24 protein-coding genes are annotated in these 18,981 nt (G+C 30.9%); all 24 read left to right on the forward strand.

Annotation, left to right across the window (positions count from 1 at the left end):
* Positions 1-119: 119 nt before the first annotated feature.
* On the forward strand, positions 120-698 hold the full coding sequence (locus ACJDUH_RS14595; RefSeq protein ID WP_406765944.1) for a GNAT family N-acetyltransferase: 579 nt from the start codon (positions 120-122) through the stop codon (positions 696-698).
* A gap of 409 nt (positions 699-1,107) precedes the next feature.
* Positions 1,108-1,899 carry a class I SAM-dependent methyltransferase gene (locus ACJDUH_RS14600; protein WP_406765945.1) on the forward strand — a complete coding sequence of 264 codons (792 nt, stop codon included), beginning with the start codon at positions 1,108-1,110 and terminating at the stop codon, positions 1,897-1,899.
* 277 nt (positions 1,900-2,176) lie between these two features.
* Positions 2,177-2,977 (forward strand): hypothetical protein, encoded by an 801-nt coding sequence (locus tag ACJDUH_RS14605; RefSeq protein WP_406765946.1) that lies wholly within the window; start codon positions 2,177-2,179, stop codon positions 2,975-2,977.
* Positions 2,978-3,214: 237 nt separating this feature from the next.
* On the forward strand, positions 3,215-3,763 hold the full coding sequence (locus ACJDUH_RS14610; protein WP_406766202.1) for a GNAT family N-acetyltransferase: 549 nt from the start codon (positions 3,215-3,217) through the stop codon (positions 3,761-3,763).
* 288 nt (positions 3,764-4,051) lie between these two features.
* Complete coding sequence (locus ACJDUH_RS14615; RefSeq protein ID WP_406765947.1) at positions 4,052-4,366, forward strand: hypothetical protein; 315 nt, start codon at positions 4,052-4,054, stop codon at positions 4,364-4,366.
* A gap of 464 nt (positions 4,367-4,830) precedes the next feature.
* Positions 4,831-5,301: a GNAT family N-acetyltransferase gene (locus tag ACJDUH_RS14620; protein WP_406765948.1), complete on the forward strand. Its 471-nt coding sequence runs from the start codon at positions 4,831-4,833 to the stop codon at positions 5,299-5,301.
* Positions 5,302-5,380: 79 nt separating this feature from the next.
* Positions 5,381-5,593 (forward strand): hypothetical protein, encoded by a 213-nt coding sequence (locus ACJDUH_RS14625; RefSeq protein WP_406765949.1) that lies wholly within the window; start codon positions 5,381-5,383, stop codon positions 5,591-5,593.
* Between the two features lie 70 nt (positions 5,594-5,663).
* Entirely contained in the window at positions 5,664-5,966 is a 303-nt protein-coding gene (locus tag ACJDUH_RS14630) for a hypothetical protein (RefSeq protein WP_406765950.1), read from the forward strand.
* Between the two features lie 400 nt (positions 5,967-6,366).
* Positions 6,367-6,570, forward strand: coding sequence for a hypothetical protein (locus tag ACJDUH_RS14635; RefSeq protein ID WP_406765951.1), 204 nt, complete (start codon positions 6,367-6,369; stop codon positions 6,568-6,570).
* Positions 6,571-6,650: 80 nt separating this feature from the next.
* Complete coding sequence (locus ACJDUH_RS14640) at positions 6,651-6,995, forward strand: hypothetical protein (RefSeq protein WP_406765952.1); 345 nt, start codon at positions 6,651-6,653, stop codon at positions 6,993-6,995.
* Between the two features lie 382 nt (positions 6,996-7,377).
* Entirely contained in the window at positions 7,378-8,169 is a 792-nt protein-coding gene (locus ACJDUH_RS14645; RefSeq protein WP_406765953.1) for a flavodoxin family protein, read from the forward strand.
* A gap of 325 nt (positions 8,170-8,494) precedes the next feature.
* Positions 8,495-9,148 (forward strand): class I SAM-dependent methyltransferase, encoded by a 654-nt coding sequence (locus tag ACJDUH_RS14650; protein WP_406765954.1) that lies wholly within the window; start codon positions 8,495-8,497, stop codon positions 9,146-9,148.
* A gap of 414 nt (positions 9,149-9,562) precedes the next feature.
* The gene (locus tag ACJDUH_RS14655) at positions 9,563-10,363 is read left to right on the forward strand and encodes a sugar phosphate isomerase/epimerase family protein (RefSeq protein WP_406765955.1); all 801 of its coding nucleotides are present in this window, start codon (positions 9,563-9,565) and stop codon (positions 10,361-10,363) included.
* Between the two features lie 232 nt (positions 10,364-10,595).
* A complete protein-coding gene (locus ACJDUH_RS14660) occupies positions 10,596-11,768 on the forward strand; it encodes an alpha/beta hydrolase family protein (RefSeq protein WP_406765956.1) in 1,173 nt (390 codons plus the stop codon).
* A gap of 65 nt (positions 11,769-11,833) precedes the next feature.
* The gene (locus ACJDUH_RS14665; RefSeq protein WP_406765957.1) at positions 11,834-12,283 is read left to right on the forward strand and encodes a GNAT family N-acetyltransferase; all 450 of its coding nucleotides are present in this window, start codon (positions 11,834-11,836) and stop codon (positions 12,281-12,283) included.
* Positions 12,284-12,332: 49 nt separating this feature from the next.
* On the forward strand, positions 12,333-12,635 hold the full coding sequence (locus tag ACJDUH_RS14670; protein ID WP_406765958.1) for a DEAD/DEAH box helicase family protein: 303 nt from the start codon (positions 12,333-12,335) through the stop codon (positions 12,633-12,635).
* 63 nt (positions 12,636-12,698) lie between these two features.
* Positions 12,699-13,220, forward strand: a complete 522-nt coding sequence (locus tag ACJDUH_RS14675) for a 2'-5' RNA ligase family protein (protein ID WP_406765959.1) — start codon at positions 12,699-12,701, stop codon at positions 13,218-13,220.
* Between the two features lie 47 nt (positions 13,221-13,267).
* Positions 13,268-13,888 (forward strand): HD domain-containing protein, encoded by a 621-nt coding sequence (locus ACJDUH_RS14680; RefSeq protein ID WP_406765960.1) that lies wholly within the window; start codon positions 13,268-13,270, stop codon positions 13,886-13,888.
* 261 nt (positions 13,889-14,149) lie between these two features.
* Positions 14,150-14,629: an HIT family protein gene (locus ACJDUH_RS14685; RefSeq protein WP_406765961.1), complete on the forward strand. Its 480-nt coding sequence runs from the start codon at positions 14,150-14,152 to the stop codon at positions 14,627-14,629.
* A 113-nt stretch (positions 14,630-14,742) separates the two neighbouring features.
* Positions 14,743-15,984 (forward strand): nuclear transport factor 2 family protein, encoded by a 1,242-nt coding sequence (locus ACJDUH_RS14690; protein WP_406765962.1) that lies wholly within the window; start codon positions 14,743-14,745, stop codon positions 15,982-15,984.
* 169 nt (positions 15,985-16,153) lie between these two features.
* The gene (locus tag ACJDUH_RS14695; RefSeq protein WP_406765963.1) at positions 16,154-16,672 is read left to right on the forward strand and encodes a DUF2314 domain-containing protein; all 519 of its coding nucleotides are present in this window, start codon (positions 16,154-16,156) and stop codon (positions 16,670-16,672) included.
* A gap of 114 nt (positions 16,673-16,786) precedes the next feature.
* Positions 16,787-17,566: an arylamine N-acetyltransferase family protein gene (locus tag ACJDUH_RS14700; protein WP_406765964.1), complete on the forward strand. Its 780-nt coding sequence runs from the start codon at positions 16,787-16,789 to the stop codon at positions 17,564-17,566.
* Positions 17,567-17,847: 281 nt separating this feature from the next.
* On the forward strand, positions 17,848-18,357 hold the full coding sequence (locus ACJDUH_RS14705) for a GNAT family N-acetyltransferase (RefSeq protein ID WP_406765965.1): 510 nt from the start codon (positions 17,848-17,850) through the stop codon (positions 18,355-18,357).
* 92 nt (positions 18,358-18,449) lie between these two features.
* Positions 18,450-18,926, forward strand: coding sequence for a cupin domain-containing protein (locus ACJDUH_RS14710; protein ID WP_406765966.1), 477 nt, complete (start codon positions 18,450-18,452; stop codon positions 18,924-18,926).
* Positions 18,927-18,981 lie beyond the last annotated feature (55 nt).

Here is an 18,981-nt window from a genome sequence, read left to right on the forward strand (position 1 = left end):
CTACTACTGTAAGGCTGGAGGACGTCGGGAGTACGAGACGTTAGGCGTAATTTTAGATAACAAGAGCGATGGCTAGAAGTTTTTTGTTTTTTTGAGTAATATATGTGGAGGTTACTTTGATGATTGAAGGAAAGATCATAGTAATAAGACAATTAGAATTGGGTGATGAAGAATATTTATATAAATGGTGGAATAATAGTGAAATGATGGCGCATGCTGCTCATCCATATGGAACTCTTCAAAGTAAAGAAGCAATTTGCATTAGTATTTTGAAAGACATAGAGAATCTCTGTATGTTCCCAGATAGTAAAAGATTTATTATTTGTAGGAAGGAAGATATGAAACCTATAGGAGAAATAAATTATTCTGATTGGTCTGCAAGAAACCAAAAATGTGAGTTTGGAATAAAGATTTGTGAATTAACTGAACAAGGAAAAGGTTATGGCAAAGATGCATTATATCATTTTATTGATTATTTGTTTAGGTTTTTAAATTTAAATAAGATTGAATTAACAACTATGATAGATAACAAAAGAGCACAGAATTTATATAAGAAATGTGGTTTTAAGGAAATAGGTATTATAAGACAAGGATATTTTGATAGTAGAATTGGAGATTTTCAAGATTTAGTATATATGGACTTGTTGAAAACTGATTGGTTTAGAGTAAAAGAAAAGTTTAGGCAGCTGGATAAATAATTTATCATACAATATGATATAAAATTGATCTACATACTTGAGTGTTATTAGTACTTAATTTTCAGAGTAATGAAATTGATTTAGCTTAGTGAAAGTGGTAAAACTACGCCTAACAAAATTTTGCCGTCCGCCTTGGTAGTTGGATTTTTTTATTTAGAACAGTGTAAGAATATGGTTCACAATCTATATATAGGTTAAAAGTAGGTGGCTAGCCAAGGCACATTCCTTCACCGGCGCAAGCGCAGCCAAGTGGTATTCCTCTGGAGTCCGGTTCAGGAACGTCAGCAACACGAAACGTTATATGTAACTTTGTACATAGAGAGTAGAAGCAGAAGTGTTTTCTTAAATTATTTTCTTTAGACATGAGAGTAAAATATTAAAATAACAGTGGAAAGCGAGGAGAAAGTCAATGAACATCCAAAGTGATACAAATAAAAAAGCATGGTCGTACAAAGCTTATGAATTCTGGATAAATAATATTGGCTCACCTTTAGATCTTGCGGTTGATATGAAAAAGCAGCCTGAAAAACATTTACGAAGACACCTTGAGTATCTTGGAGATGTGAAAGGAAAGAAAATAGCTAATTTGCTTGGTTCTTGTGGGAAAAAGGCAGTACCATTAGCAATACTTGGTGCTGATGTAACTGTTATAGATATTTCTGAAGAAAACAAGAATTATGCAATGGAAGTTGCTAAAGAAGCAGGCGTGGATTTAACATATATCGTTTCTGATTTTTTAGATTTAGATATAACTAAAATGTGTAATAGTTTTGACATAGCTTATTTGGAGGGTGGAATACTACATTACTTTGGGGATTTAAACGATTTATCAAAAAAGATATATTCTATGATAAAGGTAGGGGGTAAATTAGTTTTAAACGATTTTCATCCTATAAGAAAAATATTCAAAGTACGTGATATTTTTGATCTTAGTGATGATGCATTGTGTCTTGAGGGGGACTACTTTGAGGATACATTTCAAATAGGTGAAGTAGCATATGAAAAATTTTTCCCGGAGAATGAACAGGACAAGTTTCCAAAGTGCCTTTTAAGGTATTGGACAATGGGGGAAATTATTAGTTCTTTTGCTGCTTCAGGCTTTATTATTGATAAACTCATTGAAGGACCAAGGTATGATTCTCACAAGAATATTCCAGGTGAATTTACATTGATTGCTTATAAATATAAAGTTGAAAAATAAAAGCCATTTATAGTTGTTTGAAATAGACTTTAATTAAAGTGCAGTGGCAAAGCTACATATAACAAAATGTTCAAGTTCTTTGCATGGGAAGACTGCAAAGCACATCTGCGAAGCCAAGTGCAGTCGCTCTAGGCTTCTCGACGTCTTGAATATGAAACGTTATCGGAAAGATGTTATACTTTGTGATCAAATTGAAGGATTAGAGAGAGATAGTGGAAATCAATATAAAAATGAAAGATTTTTTAGATTTTAATATCAATTGAATTGAGGTTGTTTTATGAGAGTAAGAGTATATGATAAACAAGGTAGCAATTATTTTGTTTCTGAAGTATATGCAATAGTAAATACTGGATACTATGAAAAATATCTAGTACTTGAAGAAACAGATAACAAGAGATATTTTAGAATGTTTGATTATCTGGATAAATCAAATAATGGACCAATTTATCCTGTAAATATAAATGTTATAAGTTCTAATGAATTACCTGAACCATGGGTGTATAAGACAGAACCTGACTTAAAGTATTTTATGGATAAACTTAATACTAAAGATAAATACAGTAGTCTTTATAGCTTTAGAGGGTATTCTTTCATTTTTCAACAAAAAGACTTATTAATCACGTTGTTTAAGGGCAATATAGTAACTTATGATGAAATGATGGGAAACAAGAAACAGATTTGCACAAAGTTAGATGGTTGGAATTACGTAGAATCTGAAAAAGATATAGAGAACTTGATGGAAATATTCTCAGGATTTCATGATTCTGTGTTGAGAAGTTTAAATTATATAAGTGGTTCTAGAAAAGTTGAAGAAGGAATGATTGTTACAGATGATATTAGACAAGCTTCAACAATATTTGATAGTGATTGGTCTGATAGTATAGAAATTGTTTTTGAAGGTGTCTTGTCACTGAACTTGCGGCCGGCAAAGGATAATTATACTTCTGATTTATTTTCAGCAACTATTATGATAAAGGATGAAACGCTCCTGTTTTATGATGATGAAGTAAGCAGCGAACAGGAAAATTATGAAGGAACCTGGATAAATGCCTTGGGAATGAGATGGAGACTATTTTAAAGGTAATATTGTCTAATAGAACAAAATAAATAAAACTTAAAATAGCCGCATCCATCCGATAACAAAATGTTAAAGTCCGCTTTGCATGAGAAAACTGCAAAGCGCACCTGAGAAGCCAAGTGCAGTCGCTCTAGGCTTCTCGGCGTCTTGAACACGAAACGTTATACGTAATTTTTGTAACAAAGTGATATAAAAAAAGTTGTAGAAATCTTTTTAATATTAACAGGAGAGTAAATGATGAGAGAGTTTTTTCTAAAAACAAAGAGATTAGGATTTTCAGTATGGAGTGAAAAGGATATTCTTGATGCTTTAGAACTTTGGGGTAACTCAGAAGTAACAAAGTATATTTCTTCTGAAGGTAGAATGTCAAAAGAACAAATACAGCAAAGACTTAAAAAGGAAATAGAAACATTTAATAATCACAATATTCAATATTGGCCTATTTATTGCATAGATATCAATAAGAATATAGGGTGCTGTGGTTTACGACCATATGATTCTGAAAACAATATTCTTGAATTAGGAATACATTTGAAAGATAAGTATTGGGGAAAAGGATTTGCTAAGGAAGCATGTTTGGCGGTTATTGAATATGCATTTGTAACTCTTAAAGTAAATGCGATTTTTGCAGGACACAATCCTAAAAATTTAGCATCTGCGAATTTGCTTAAGAAACTTGGATTTATTTATACACATGATGAATATTATGAACCTACAGGACTATATCACCCTTCATATTTGATGAAAAAGGAAGACTATAAGTCTAAACATGAAAAATTAGTATAATATTAGTATCCTGTAATATTTAAGTAAGTGTAGATGGAAATAGAAGACATAGGCCAAAGTTTAGAGGTGAAAACTACGTATAACAATATATTCAAGTACGCTTTGCATGAGAAGACTGCAAAGAACACCTTCGAGCCTAAGATAAGAGCTATCTAAGGCTATCGGCGTTTTGAATACGAAACGTTATACGTAATTTTTATTAAAAAAGTGAAACTTACAAGTTTTATATAATAATTTTTTAAGTCTAAACAGTAAACTTCACTTAAGTTATAGTTGGAGGAAAATACAATGAAAAAAATTAAGACTTTAAACATTCCTTTAATAATAGGATATATTAACTGGTCAGTTTTAATAGCATTAATTGCAGTATTTATTATTTGTGAAATTATTAATCCTAATGTTACTCCAGTTGGATTAAGTATAATTTTAGATATTTTAGGAATATATTTAACAATTTCTTGGATACCTTCAATAATTAGTATTTATTTAATACTAAAAAATTGTGAGAATAATAAACAGCCAGCTCTTACTATTAATAGTATATTTTTAGGGGGTTGCATTTTGTTTTTTCTATTTTTCTTCAATATTATGAGATGGAGTTAATGAACAATAACTTTGTAGCTTTACTAAAAATATATATACAGTTTGGAGGAATTACCCGAAATCGATAATGATAAACATCTGGTTTGCTTCAATATTGATAGCGGTACTGGTGATTATTATATTACGCTATCATTTTCTAAGTTAATTGTTCAATGGAATAAATATAATGGAAAAGTTTGGTTTGAACATAAAAGTTGGAAGAAAAATAACAACTGATTAAGGAATAAATGATTAAGACTTTACTCAAAGTGATACGATTAAAACTACGTATAACAAAATACCCCCGTTCGCATTGCACATTTGCCAGCCTAAAATAAGATTTATCTAAGGCTGGCAAACGTCGGGAGTACGAGACGTTATGTGAAATTTTAGACCTAAGGTAGTTTCGAATACGAATAAGGATATGTCGCGATGGTAAATTATTATGCATTAGCTAATATCTAAATATAGTGGGGGGAATAGTAATGGAATTGACAGCACACAAACTTTCAGAAGGGCAGGCAAAGGAGATTTCATATTGGAAATATACTGGAGAGTATTCAATATACAATCTACCTTCGTGGGATAAAATGGTTCAAGAAAATTATTCCATGACTAATACCATTAAAAGAGAAAGATACACAGGCTATACAAATGAGGATGGAGAATTAGTTGGGTTTGTAAACTTATTAGATGAAGGAGATACCGTATTCTTTGGAATTGGTATAAAGCCTAACTTTTGTGGTAAGGGAATAGGGAAAATAATAACGAAGATGGCTCTAATTGAAGGTCAAAAGAAATTTCCTAATAAGCCTGTTGTATTAGAGGTTAGAACTTGGAACAAAAGGGCTGTGAATTGTTATAAATCTCAAGGATTTGAAATTGTTAAAACAAAACAACAACAAACAAAAATTGGATTTGGCGAGTTTTATGTAATGAAATATAACTTAAAATAATTTTACTGCTGGAAATTCTTTTCTTGCGACGCAAGAGTTATCTATTGTGAAGTATTTAAATTCAAAGTGAGGTGTTTATATGAAAGGCTGGACTGCAGATATAGTAAATAACCCAAATGATGATTATAATCTTATGATTGAAATACTGTATAATGAAGTTGATGTAGCTGTAATCTATAAATGTGAAGATGAATTGATTTTGAAATATTATGCTAATAAAGACGATTTAGTTATTCCTGTTGATTACCTGATTAAATTGCTTGAAGATGCAAAAGTACGACTTGAAGTTTAATATATTTAAGTAATTTAATTCTCTATAGTAAATTATGCTGAGCCAAAGTTGATATAAAGGAGCGTTTAACTTGAAAGTCTATAAAAAATGGAAATTTAGTGATGCAGAAAATACAGCAGTTTTTACGACAAGACAGGTTGTTAATGAAAGTGTGCCAATACTATATGTTTCTCACGATGAAGACGATGGCGCTTGGCAGTTCCACCATGGTAGTAATGTCAGCATTGAAGATGCTATAATTGTCTCATTAGAAATGATGGTAAGTTTAGATGATACATTAAACCAATTGTTTGACCTTCCTTTAGGATGGATTGCTACAAGAAAAAGTATCAATGATTTTTGGAATAAAAGAGAAAGTAGATTTGAATTTTAGTACGCAATATCCTTATATTACCAAAAGCATAATATGATATCTATGGGGCAAACCTACGCATACAGATAGTAAAAGCTCTAAAACATCACATAACAGAATTTAGCCGTCCGCCTTGGTAGGTGGATTTTTTTATATAGATATGTGTAAATTTATGGTTTATAATCTATATAAAGGTTAAAGACAGGTGGCTTACCAAGGCACATTCCTTCACCGGCGCAAGCGCAGCCAAGGGGTATTCCTCTGGGGTCCGGTTCAGGAATGTCGACGACACGAAACGTTATATGACATTTTAAATCTAAATAAGCTTAAGTCTACGCATCACATTTATTTCTGTTATATAATAAAGAGTTGCCCTTGTAAAGGATTTAAAAATTATAATTTGCATACATGGAGGATAGATATGGACCAAAAATATACCTTAGAAGATATGCTGCAATATGCAGCGTTTTATCATATAAAGGAAATGCTACTCTGTATGGATGGCTTATCTTATAGTGACAAAAGAATGGTAAAGATAATTAATTCACATGGTGGACTTGATAAGTATTATGAAGATTTGAAAGCAAGGTACATTAAATTTCAAGAACTGAAGATAAGTATATAATAATTTATATATTTAATTCGAAATCTTCTTATTTTGCGAAGTTAAACAATTTATGAGTACTCATTAGAAAGGTGAGCAATATGAGCAGAGGATTGCAAGCTGTTTATAAGTTGATATGTATGGAAAATGGCAAAGCTATTTATGCATATTCTGGAGATAATTTTAGTTATCCATTTGATGAAAAACAAGCACGCTCGTATGATGGGCAAATCGAAATTATGTTTTCAGCATTTGATAATGTTGAGAATAATATTGATGCTCCAGACTTGGTTAAAACAGGAGTAGTAAATATAATAAAGGAATGTTATTATGCTGAAAAAAATATTTATGGAATAGATATTTTAGCCTTAATGACAGTCAGGAGTATATTAAGAAAACATAAAGAAACTCTGCAGATTCCAAAGGAAGGACATTGGATTGTATAATTTAAATATCTTTTAGAATCATAAAATGTTTCCTAAGAAAAAGTATAGATTGAATAATGCTCAATATTTCTATATCGGAAATTACATGGAAAGAAACACACATTGAGAAATATCCTCGCACATAGACAGGAAAAGATTTAAAACATTATATAACAAAAAATTTCCGTTCAGCTTGGTTTGAAAAGACAGCCAAGCTATACCTGCGAGGCTAAGAAAAGAGCTTCCTGAGCTTCTCGGCGTCGTGAATTAGAAACGTTATACGTAATTTTAGTTAAACAGAGTGACAGATTAACAGTTTTTGGATTTGGTTTTATTGGGACATAATTATAGGAAAAGACGTGGTAAGTAGTATTTATTTGATCATATAATTGGGGGATATAAAATGAGGATATTGGTAATCAATGGCAGTCCACATAAAGGCAATACATGGCGGTTAACCGAGAAAGTAAAAGAACAAATACAAGATCTTGATAATACAGTAGAATTTGAAGAGATACATTTAAGCGAATGGAATATTCCACTTTGCACAGGTTGTAGCCTGTGCTTTAGGAAAGGACATATTTTTTGTCCTCATAATCAATATATGCAGCCCATTATGGATAAAATTGAAAGATGTGATGGAGTAATTTTTGCTGTTTCCTGTTTTCAAGGTGCCATCCCCGCCATTGCGAAAAATCTTACCGACCATTTAGCATTTTTGCTTCATCGCCCAAGATACTTTGATAAAAAGGCTTTAATTATTTCAACTACAGGTGGTGTTTCTGCAAATAGTGTTACTCAATCTCTTGCCAATACACTACCAGGATGGGGATTCAATAAATGCTATCAATTACCCATTATTGCATTGAGCTGGAATGACTATAAACCATCGGAAAAACACATAAAAAAGGCTTATAAAATTTCGAAGGCATTTTATATAGATTTAAAGTCAAGAAAACTTCACTCTCCAAAAATTGGAGTTTTAATTCCTTTCAACTTATTTCAAGCCATGTGTGAGGAATATGCACCTGGAACAGAATTCGAAACACAAGACGGAGTTTTTTGGAAACAGTATGTCGGTATGAGATATGCTTCAGGAATTCCTTTACCAATACATAAAAAAGTGATTGGAAAATTAATCTATCGAATTGGGAAATATCTTTCACCAAAGATGATTGTTACATATAAAAAATGAATATTATCTGTTAATGAGTTGTTTAGGTATATTCTTTAATACAAAATTAATTTAAAGATAGCTAGAGTAGACTCAGCTCAAAGTTTAGTAATTAAAACTACGTATAACAATGCACTCAAGTTCGCTTTGGCTTGGGAAAACAGCCAAAGCACATTCCTTCACCAAGCCAAGTCTGGCTAAGGTTCAGGAACGTCTTGAATGCGAGACGTAATATGTAATTTTGTATAAATAGAGTAATACCTCAAAGTTTTTTAATATATTTTTTCATAGGTACTTTTATAATATTCCGAACGAGAGCAATTTAAATAATTAAGGGGGTTAACTAATGGGGTTTGAAGTTGAAAATATGGATGTTCATTTCAATAAATGTGCTCCAGATTATGACAGACATTTCTATGAAGATCTTGGTATGTGTGAGTTCTATGACGAAATAGAAAAACAGATTAGTGCATGTGGAAAACCAAAAAATATTTTGGTCCTTGGATGTGGAACGGGTTTAGAAATAGAAAGAATTAAACATCCCTCTACAGTTACAGCAATTGATATTTCGCCTGGGATGTTGCAAGAGTTAAAGCAAAAGGAATTGTATCCGAATGTAACTTTAACTACTATTTGCAATTCTTATTTTGATGTTCAGTTTGAAGAAAATCATTTTGAATTGGTGCTTTCCACATATTCATTTCATCATTTTAATACAAAACAAAAGGCACAACTTTATAGAAAAATATTCAATTGTTTAAAAGTAAACGCTTGTTTTATAAACGGTGATACTGTTTGCAAAGACAAAGAAACTGAAATTTACTTACTAAATAATGCGGAAGAGTTATATCAAAAACAACAAGTTCCTTTTGGAAGTATTCATATTGATGTTCCACTTGCTTTAGATACTGAACTTACTCTACTTTCTGATACAGGGTTTAATAGTATATCAGTAGAAAGAAGATGGAATAAGGCTGCATTAATTAAATCAGTAAAATAATAGATACTAGTTATTAACATATAAGCAAATTTTATGGGTATCTCAAGTGATAACTCTCTTATGTTACGCAACTTGTTTAAAGACCATCAAAGCTAGCTTTATTTATAATGAAGTGACTAAAACTACATATAACAATATGCTGCCTTCCGCCTTGACTGGTGGATTTTTTTATATAGTGTTGTGTAAATTAATGGTTTATAATCAATATATAGGTTAAATGTGTAAGGACGCCAAGGCACATTCCTTTACTAAGCACGTCGCGCTAAGGTTAAGGAACGTCGGCAATACGAGACGTTATCTGAAATTTTAGATCTAATGTAGTTCTACTTTCGCATTTAAAAGTTTTATTTTTTAACAAGAGAAGATATAAACCACAACAGTAGGAATATAAGTATTATTGCAGAGGTGGTAATAATGATTAAGACAGGTATTGGTTACTGGTTTGGATACAAGATAGAGAATAAGGAAAGATTTAAGTTAATAAAAGAAGCTGGTTTCGATAATGTATTTCTATGGTGGGGAGATGAATTTGTTGATTATGATGGCAATAAAAATCTCTTACCAGAAATGGCGAGGGCTGTAGGGCTGAAAGTTGAGAATGTACATGCTCCGTTCGATAATACTAACCGTATTTGGACAGAGAGTGTAAATGCTGAAGATATTGTTAAGAGATATACTCAATGTATTATAGATTGCTCTCAACACAATATTCCTACAGTAGTAATACACCTTACTAATGGAGATACACCTCCACCACAGACTTTACTCGGATTAGATAGAATTAAATACCTTGTTGAATTAGCAGAACAAAAGGGCGTAAATATAGCCCTGGAAAATTTGAGAAGACCTGAATATCTTCAATTTGTATTTTCCAATATTCAATCTAACAGACTTGGATTTTGCTATGATAGTGGACATGAAAACTGTTACTCCAAAGGAACAGATTTGTTAAGCACATATGGCAGTAAACTTATGGCTTTACATTTGCATGATAATGATGAAACTGCTGATCAACATAGAATTCCAGGCGAGGGTACAATAAACTGGGACTCTATTGTACAGAAAATCAAATCAATAAGGTATCAAGGGCCTATTTCACTCGAAGTAACTAATGAGCTTTCTAAGCAATATTCTGCAATTCCAGCACAGGAATTTTTAATGACGGCAAATAAAAAATTATTAAGCTATTTTTATGAAGAGAGCATTATTTATTAACTGTAAATCAAATGGAAGAAAATTAGGTGGTTGGGTTACCCTTACGAATTGAGATATTCAAAGACCTAAAACATCAGATAACAAAATACTTCAGTTAGCTTGGCATAAAGAGGCTGCAAAGCACAACTGCGCCCCTAAGCGACGTCGCGCTAAGTGTCTCGCGTCTTGAACACGAGACGTTATTCGACAAAACAGATAAACGTAAGTGTAGAAATAAAGGAGGGGATATAGAATGAAAATTGGAAGAACAGTTAGACTATTAACAGATAATAAGAGAAAAGAATTATTAAATGATGCAGATGAAAAAAGGAAAATTATAATAAGTATATTTTATAAAATTGACGAGAATTTGAGTGAAACTAAACAAGCATATTATATGGATATATTCCATCCGCGTCAGGAAGAATTCATTCAAAGGTTTGCAGGGAAGAAGAATTTAGCTGGTCAAAAAGTATGTGAAGAATACCTAAAGTATATAAATATAAATACATTTAATAATGTCCCAATTATTAAGAATGATATATTATATCCTATTATCATTTATTCACCAGGATTGGGTATGGATAGGGATTCTTTAATTTATAATATAGAAAAACTAGTAAGTGAAGGTTATATTGTTATTACATTAGGACATATATATGATGCCGATTTCACTATTTTGCCTGATGGAGGAATTATTGAACAAGCTAATCATATTGCTAATTCTACTTTTGAAGAAAAAGAACAATTAATTAACATAAGAAAGGAAGATGTTTTATTTCTTCTAGATGAATTAAGAATATTAAATAGTAAAGATGAATTAATAAAGGAAAAACTAGATTTAAATAAGATTGGAATATTGGGACATTCCTTAGGTGGAGCGGCAATATTTAAAGCAGCTTTAGAAGATACAAGAATTAAAGCGGTTGTAATGCTTGATGGTAGCCTTCAGTATTTTAATTTAACGAAAGATATATTAGAAGGCAAAAGATTAAATATTCCTTTTCTAAATTTTAGAAGAGGTACCATAGACTATGAGGAAGAAATGAAAAAGGCCATAGAATTCAATGCAGAAAAAATGAATGGCGAGGAATTTAAGAAAAGAATTGTTATGCGTCATCAAACTCTATTAGGACAAATAAAAGGACAAAAGGAACTTTATGAATATTTAGAAGGATATAAGTCATTTATTAAGCTGAAGAATTCAGAACATCTTACCTTTACAGATTGGCCTGTTATATATAACCAAGAAATGGAGAATGATATATTGCCTATTAAAGAAGCACATGAAATTATTAGTGAAATTACTGTTAGTTTTTATAATGAATTTTTATGTGGGGTAGAAGGAGATTATAGAAACTTTATTAATAGTAATAGATGTCCACAGATTTGTATAATAAGTAATGATGGTGAATCCATTAAGTAGAAAAGGTTTCATCGTATAACAAGGCACTCAAGTTCGCTTTGTTATACCAGGAAGGAGAAAATAAAATGAATAAAAATTATATTTACATACAAAAGGCCCAAGAGGAAGAATATGATGACCTCCGAAAGATTTTTTTAAAAACTAGACAAGAAAATTTCAATTGGATAGAATATGATAGCATAAAATTAGAGGATTTTGATAGTAGTACAGAAGGAGAATTAATATTAACAGCAAAAATAAACAATGAGATTGCTGGATTTGTTTCAATTTGGGAAGAAGATAAATTTATTCACAATTTATTTGTTTTGTCAAATTTTAAAAGGTGTGGAGTAGGAAAAGCATTGATAAATCAATCTGTAAAAGTAATCGGATTACCATTAACATTGAAATGCGTTAAGGCAAATGAAAATGCTTTGAAATTTTATTTATCTCAAGGATGGACAATCAATGAGGAGGTTATAGAAAAGGAACCTTATTATTTATTGAAATATGAGGGTATAAATACATCATTATAAAAATAATCATGACTAGTGGTTGTTTTTGATTTCTGTGGAGGTACTTAATTTGGATAAAGTTTTAATAATAATTGCAGGAATGCCTGGGACAGGAAAAACCAGGTTTGCCAATTATCTGTCCCATAAATTACAAAAATCTTTAATATGTAAAGATAAACTAAAAGAGATTATTTGGGATAAGTTGCATTATGATGCATGGGAAACTCAAAAGTACGGCGGTTTTGAATTTTTTAAGAAAGTAACTCAACTTTGCAGAGATTTTGATTATGGAGACTGTATAATAACTGTCGATACAACTGATTTTTCTAAAGTTTCATATAATGATATATTTGCAAAAATAATTAATTCTTAATAAGCATAAGAAATTAAGTTAGCTGCATTAATAATACAATGTGAATAAAAAGGTGAGGTAAAAATGTTAAAAAGATGTATTATGATATTTCCTAAATTCAATAATGGACAGATAATTGATAAAATTAGAGAGCAATATGACCCTCTTGCCAATCATGTAAGACCACATATAACTCTTGTATTTCCTTTTGACAGTGACATAAAAACTACTGAATTAAAAGAACATATATCAGCTGTATTATCAGATATAACTCCGTTCGAAATTTTTCTTAATGGTATAACACCAACAAATAATTTTGGGAAATATATATTTCTTAATATTCAAAAGGGTTGTGAAGAAATTATTGAAATACATAAAAGATTATATACAGGTATTTTAGAAAACTATTTTCCAGACTGGCTAAAGGGTAAAACGTTTCTACCACATATGACTATTGGAAATTTTGATAATGAAGAAAAGTTTCAAATTGCAATTAAAGATACAAGAAATATTACTGATTCTTTTAAAACTATTGTCAATGAAATAAGCGTAGAAATTATTGATGAAAATGAAGATTCCATCATTGAAATTAATATTCCTTTTTAATAAATATTTTTATTTATAATTTATCAAAATAAAGGAGATAAAAAATCGTGGTAAGCATTGTAGAAGGAATGCCGACACTAATAGAAGCTAGAGATTTGTTAAAAGAGGCGGGCAGGTTAAATCCGGGACCATGGGTTGATCATTCTCTATATGCAGGTATGGCAGCGAAATTAATAGCACAGAATTGCAGTGAATTAAATGAAGACACTGATTTAATTCTTGGTATGCTTCATGATATAGGAAGAAGAGTTGGTGTAACAGGTATGAGGCATAGTATAGATGGTTATAATTTTGCAATCAAAAAAGGTTTTTATCGCGTAGCAAAAGTGTGTATTACACATTCATTTGACTGTAAAGACATTAAAACTGCATTTGGAAAGTGGGATTGCTCTCAAGAAGAATATAACTTCGTTAAGAAGTACATAGAAACTGTAGAATATGATGATTATGATAGGCTTATCCAATTATGTGATGCACTTGCATTTATCGATGGGTATTGTCTTATTGAGAAAAGAATGGTTGAGGCTGTAATAAGACATGGAATGAATGAACATACAATACAAAAATGGAAAGCCACACTAGAAACTAAAAAGTATTTTGAACAAAAGATAGGAAAATCAATCTATACTTTATTACCAGGAGTAATTGAAAATACATTCGATATATAAATCGTAATATATTAACATTCACATGAGAGTTGAGGCGTCTTATAACAACCCATGGCGGTTCGTGCTGGGGAGGGTCAAGCTCTGGGGCGGCCCAGCACACATTTCAAAAACAAGCCAAGTCTGGCTAAGTTTTTGAAACGTCTGCCATGCAAAAAGTTATCTGAAAAGCTATGTTTACTATAATATATCAACGTAATGTAGAAAGTTTCTTAGGTCAAATTGGGAAAATATTATGAATTGTCTATAAGGGGGAATTAAAAAATGTATACTCATGCACCGAAAGATTATATCTGTCCATTTTGTTTAGTTGTTGGGGGCGTTGAAAACCAACATGTGCAGACTAAACAATCAGACATTGTGTATAAGGATAATTATATAACAGCGTTCATTAGTGCGGGCCAATATAAGAATAATAAGGGGAATGTAATTATTATTCCTAATAGTCATTTTGAGAACATTTATGATTTACCAGATGAAATTTCTGCAAGGATTCATAAATTAGAAAGGAAGGTTGCTATTGCACTTAAAGAGGTTTACAAGTGTGATGGAGTATCTTCAAGGCAACATAATGAACCTTGTGGCAATCAAGATGTTTGGCATTATCACTTACATGTGTTTCCAAGATATAAGGATGATAATTTGTATATAACTGACAGAGGGTTATCTAAACCAGAAGAACGTATTGAGTATGCCAATAGGTTGAAAAATTACTTTACAAGCATTAATAACAATATCATGTAAATCTAAATGGACAATTACACAATCTTACCATCATATAATATAAAAGTAAAATATCACAGGGGTTTTGTTAATAATTATTTTTAATAAAAAAGCTATTAATGGGGGAATTAAAAATGAATAATTTAGAAACACAAATTTTAGATAACTCTCCAGAGTCATATTCTGAGCAGAAGAATATGCTTAATAAATCAAAAGAAGAATATGAAGAAATTAGAAAAGTTCTTATGCAATTTCAGTCGGGTTATACTAATAGAGACATAGAAAAAATAGATGCTTTTGTAGAAGAGCTGTTTGTTAGTGAAAAAGATACATATATACTCGGCACAGGAACAGGTGAATTATTTTTCGGTAAAGAACAGATAAAAACTTTAATTGAAGATGATTGGAAATATTGGGGCGATGTAAATATAGATTTGGAAAAAACTCATATTGATGTTGAAAATAATGTTGCCTGGTTTTATACAACTGGTTCTGTTAAATGTACTTTTGAAGATACCTCAGAAAGAAATAATAGATATGTTGATTTTATTAAAAGTAAAGTAGAAGAGCCTGAACTTACTCCAAAACAGAAAATTACTTTTATTAACTGGGTATTAGCTCTTACATATCATCAACGTCTTGAGAATAAGCGAGAATATCTTTTACCGCTTCGCTTAAGTGGAGTTCTCCTAAAAGAATCTAATTGGAAATTTGCACATCTTAAATTTTCTTTACCTAAGGCAGATTTTCCTGATGAGCGTTTTGAGAGTTCTAGTGAATTTCTTGAAAGCTATAATAATCAGAACACAATTGTAGATAAATGTTGCGATAAGAATTTATCCATAGAATTAATTGCATTACTGAAGGGTTTGGAAACAGAACTAATTCACCAGAAGAACATTTCTATAGAAACGATAAATAAATTTTTTGTGGCAGAAAGGACTCCTTATATTGTTGCACCAGAGAACAAATTGTACTTAGGAATTGATGAAATAATGGATTTTTTTGTTGTAACCAGTAATTCTATTCTTTCTTTAGATTTAGAACATGCGATTTATAAAGAATCTAACGATGTACTATGGATTACTGTTTGTGGTACCATGAAGCAAAGCCTTACAGATGATGAACTTGCTGCAAAGGTTTTAGATGACCTTGGGAGTCTATTTCATTCCAATATTACATCAAAAGAAAAGTTATTCGTTGCACATAGGAGTATATCATATATGCTAAAGGAAAGTGCTGTAGGTGTAAATTATACGTGCCCTATTAGGCTTAACGCTATTATATTAAAGCAAAAACAAGGACTTGCTTTTCATAATATACATTTATCATATCCATCATACTGGGTACTTGAAGGAAAAATAGATAGTATATAATCAATTTAAATCACAATGATTCTACTGAAGTCGTCTTTTAAATCAAGAAAATCTTTAAAATACAACCAAGGCACATTCCTTCACCGGAGCAAGCGCAGTCGAGAGGTATTCCTCCCGATGTCAGGAATTAGAAACGTTAGACGAAATGAATAAGAGGGGGAGCATATTAGTGAAAAAAGGTTTTATTATTTTTTGTTTATTATTTTTGTTACTTACTATGGTTGGCTGTACTTCATCGTTACAAACTGAAAAACGTGAGAATGATTCTGTTATGAGTGTAAGTTCAGAAGATCAAGATATGAATGCTATCATATATCAAGCAAGGGGAAGTGTAAATGAATTTCTAAAAGAGTATAGTAATCCAAATTCAACTTGCACGGATTTTGCAGTAAAATATCCGTTTGATACAGATCCAGGTAGTGAAAGTACAAAAGAGCATATATGGCTTGGTAACATAGAGAAAAACGATGGGAAATACTATGGCGTTGTAGATAACGATCCGTTTTATATAAAAAATATGAAGTTTGGGGATAAAGTGGAGTTTGATATCAATAAAATTTCGGATTGGAAATATGTTGATAATGGCTTTTTAGTAGGAGGTAAATCAATTATTTATTTTTATGATCGTATGTCAGATAAGGAGAAGAAGGAGTTTGAAAAAGAGGCTGGATATAAAATAAAAAAATAGTATGAAAGGTCATTTTAACTTGCACCTTATATAGAGTAATGATTTACAATTAAAATATACGTCATAGGGATGTATTTAAAAATTATCTATAATATAATAAGGAGAACATTAACTATGATATACACTGAAGAGCAAATCAATATTTACTTACGTAAAATCGGGTACAATAAGAAGATTGAATTGAATGGAAAAACACTTCAACAATTACAAATTGCTCATTTAAAAAATATTCCATATGAAAACTTGGATATTTTAAACCAAGTTCCGCTGTCTCTTAACGCAGAAGACTTATTCAAAAAAATGATATTAAACCATAGGGGTGGGTATTGCTTTGAGCTAAACGGATTATATAGCAATTTGTTAAAAAGCCTTGGATTTAATGTTACAAATTTGGCAGGGCGTTTTGCGAATGATGAGACTACTATTAAGATGCGAAGCCATCGAATACTTAAAGTTACAACGGATGATGGTATCTATATATGTGATGTGGGTGTGAGAAATGAATCCCCTAGAATAGCACTTAAATTGATAGATGGGTTAATACAAAATGATGGTGTAAGTGAATATAAATTTGAGTATGATCACTTTTATGGACATACTCTTTGGCAGAAGGAGCAAAGTAAAAGTTGGAAAAGAATTTATGGCTTTACAGAAGAACCTCAACTGGACATTGATTATGTTATGCCTTCTTTCTTCTGTGAAAAACATCCACAATCGCTTTTTACTGGTTATAAAAAGATATCAATTTTTACTGATACATCTAATATTACACTTGTAGGCGATACTTTAAAATTTTATGAAAATGCAAAAGTAATAAAAAAAGTCGAGTTAAAAAATAAAGAAGAAATTGAAGACACACTTGAAAAGTATTTTAGGATAAAAATAAATAATTAGTAAAATTATAGGACTAATAGCAGTTATAATTGTGTCTCATTTTTCTTTTATTACCAAAGGCATAATATGAGATTTATGGCGTAAACCTACGCATATAGATAGTAAGAACTCTAAATCATCACATAACAAAATTTTGCCATCTGCCTTGGTAGGTGGATTTTTTTATATAGAACAGTGTAATAATATGGGTTATAATCTATATATAGGTTAAAAAATGAGATTCCAAGGCACTGTATCAAACAGTAAACATTGATTGTTATAAACAATATTGGAGGAATATTATGAGATTAATAAGGCCATCAATGGAATATAAACAACAAGTTTTAGAATACAAAAAAGAATTTATTTGCAATGGTGATGATTTGGCGGGTACATCATATTTGCTTAATTATGATTCTTACGAAGAATGGCTTAAATTTGTAATAAATAACGAAAAAAAGAGTACAAAACATACTGAAGTAACCGCTAGCGTTTTTCTAGCAATCAGAGAAGAAGATAATAAATTAGTTGGTATGATAAATATCAGGCATGCATTAAATGAGTATTTATATAATTACGGAGGACACATTGGATATAGTGTAAGAAAAAATGAACGCAGAAAAGGTTATGCAAAAGAAATGCTGAAAATGACATTAGCTGAATGTAGGAAATTAGGAATGAAAAAAGTCTTACTTACTTGTGATTCTCATAATATTGCTTCTGCTAAAACCATAAAATCTTGTGATGGAATATTAGAAAATGAAGTTTCAAATGAAGAGGGATTAACTCAGCGATATTGGATTGAATTATGAGCATATAATTTTTAAAGATTTAATCATAAAACAAGTACATCGTCATTTTACTGCCAATATTATTTATATAACGGGAAGGGGATCATTATCAAATGGATAGTCGTGAAATTAAAATAACCAATAAGAATTTAATTGAACCAAAACACAAATACGAACATGAGCCTTATGAATATAATAAGTATGAAGTAACGGAGAGAAGCAATGAAAATCAGTGCTATGTTGCTATATACGAAATTCCACCACAGAAAGCTAACTACCCATATCATTATCATCTTAAAAATGAAGAGGTTTTTTATATCATTAGTGGAAATGGCATTTTAGAAACGCCTAGTGGAAATAAAATAATTTCACAAGGGGATATCATAGTTTGTCCTCCGTCGGAAAAAGGAGCCCATAGAATTATTAATTCCTCACAGACTGAAATGCTAGTCTACTTTGATTGTGATACAGTTAATTCTCCTGATGTAGCGTATTATCCTAACTCTGATAAAGTGGGCATAATTGTAAATGGTAAATCAAGCACATTTTATAAAAGTCATACTAATGTAGATTATTATGAAGGTGAATAAACAACGTTCACATTTGATAAGCGAACATGATTTGTAAAAAGTTCTGTATTTGAGG

It is taken from the genome of Candidatus Clostridium radicumherbarum, from assembly GCF_045310525.1.
Lineage (GTDB): Bacteria > Bacillota > Clostridia > Clostridiales > Clostridiaceae > Clostridium_AT > Clostridium_AT radicumherbarum.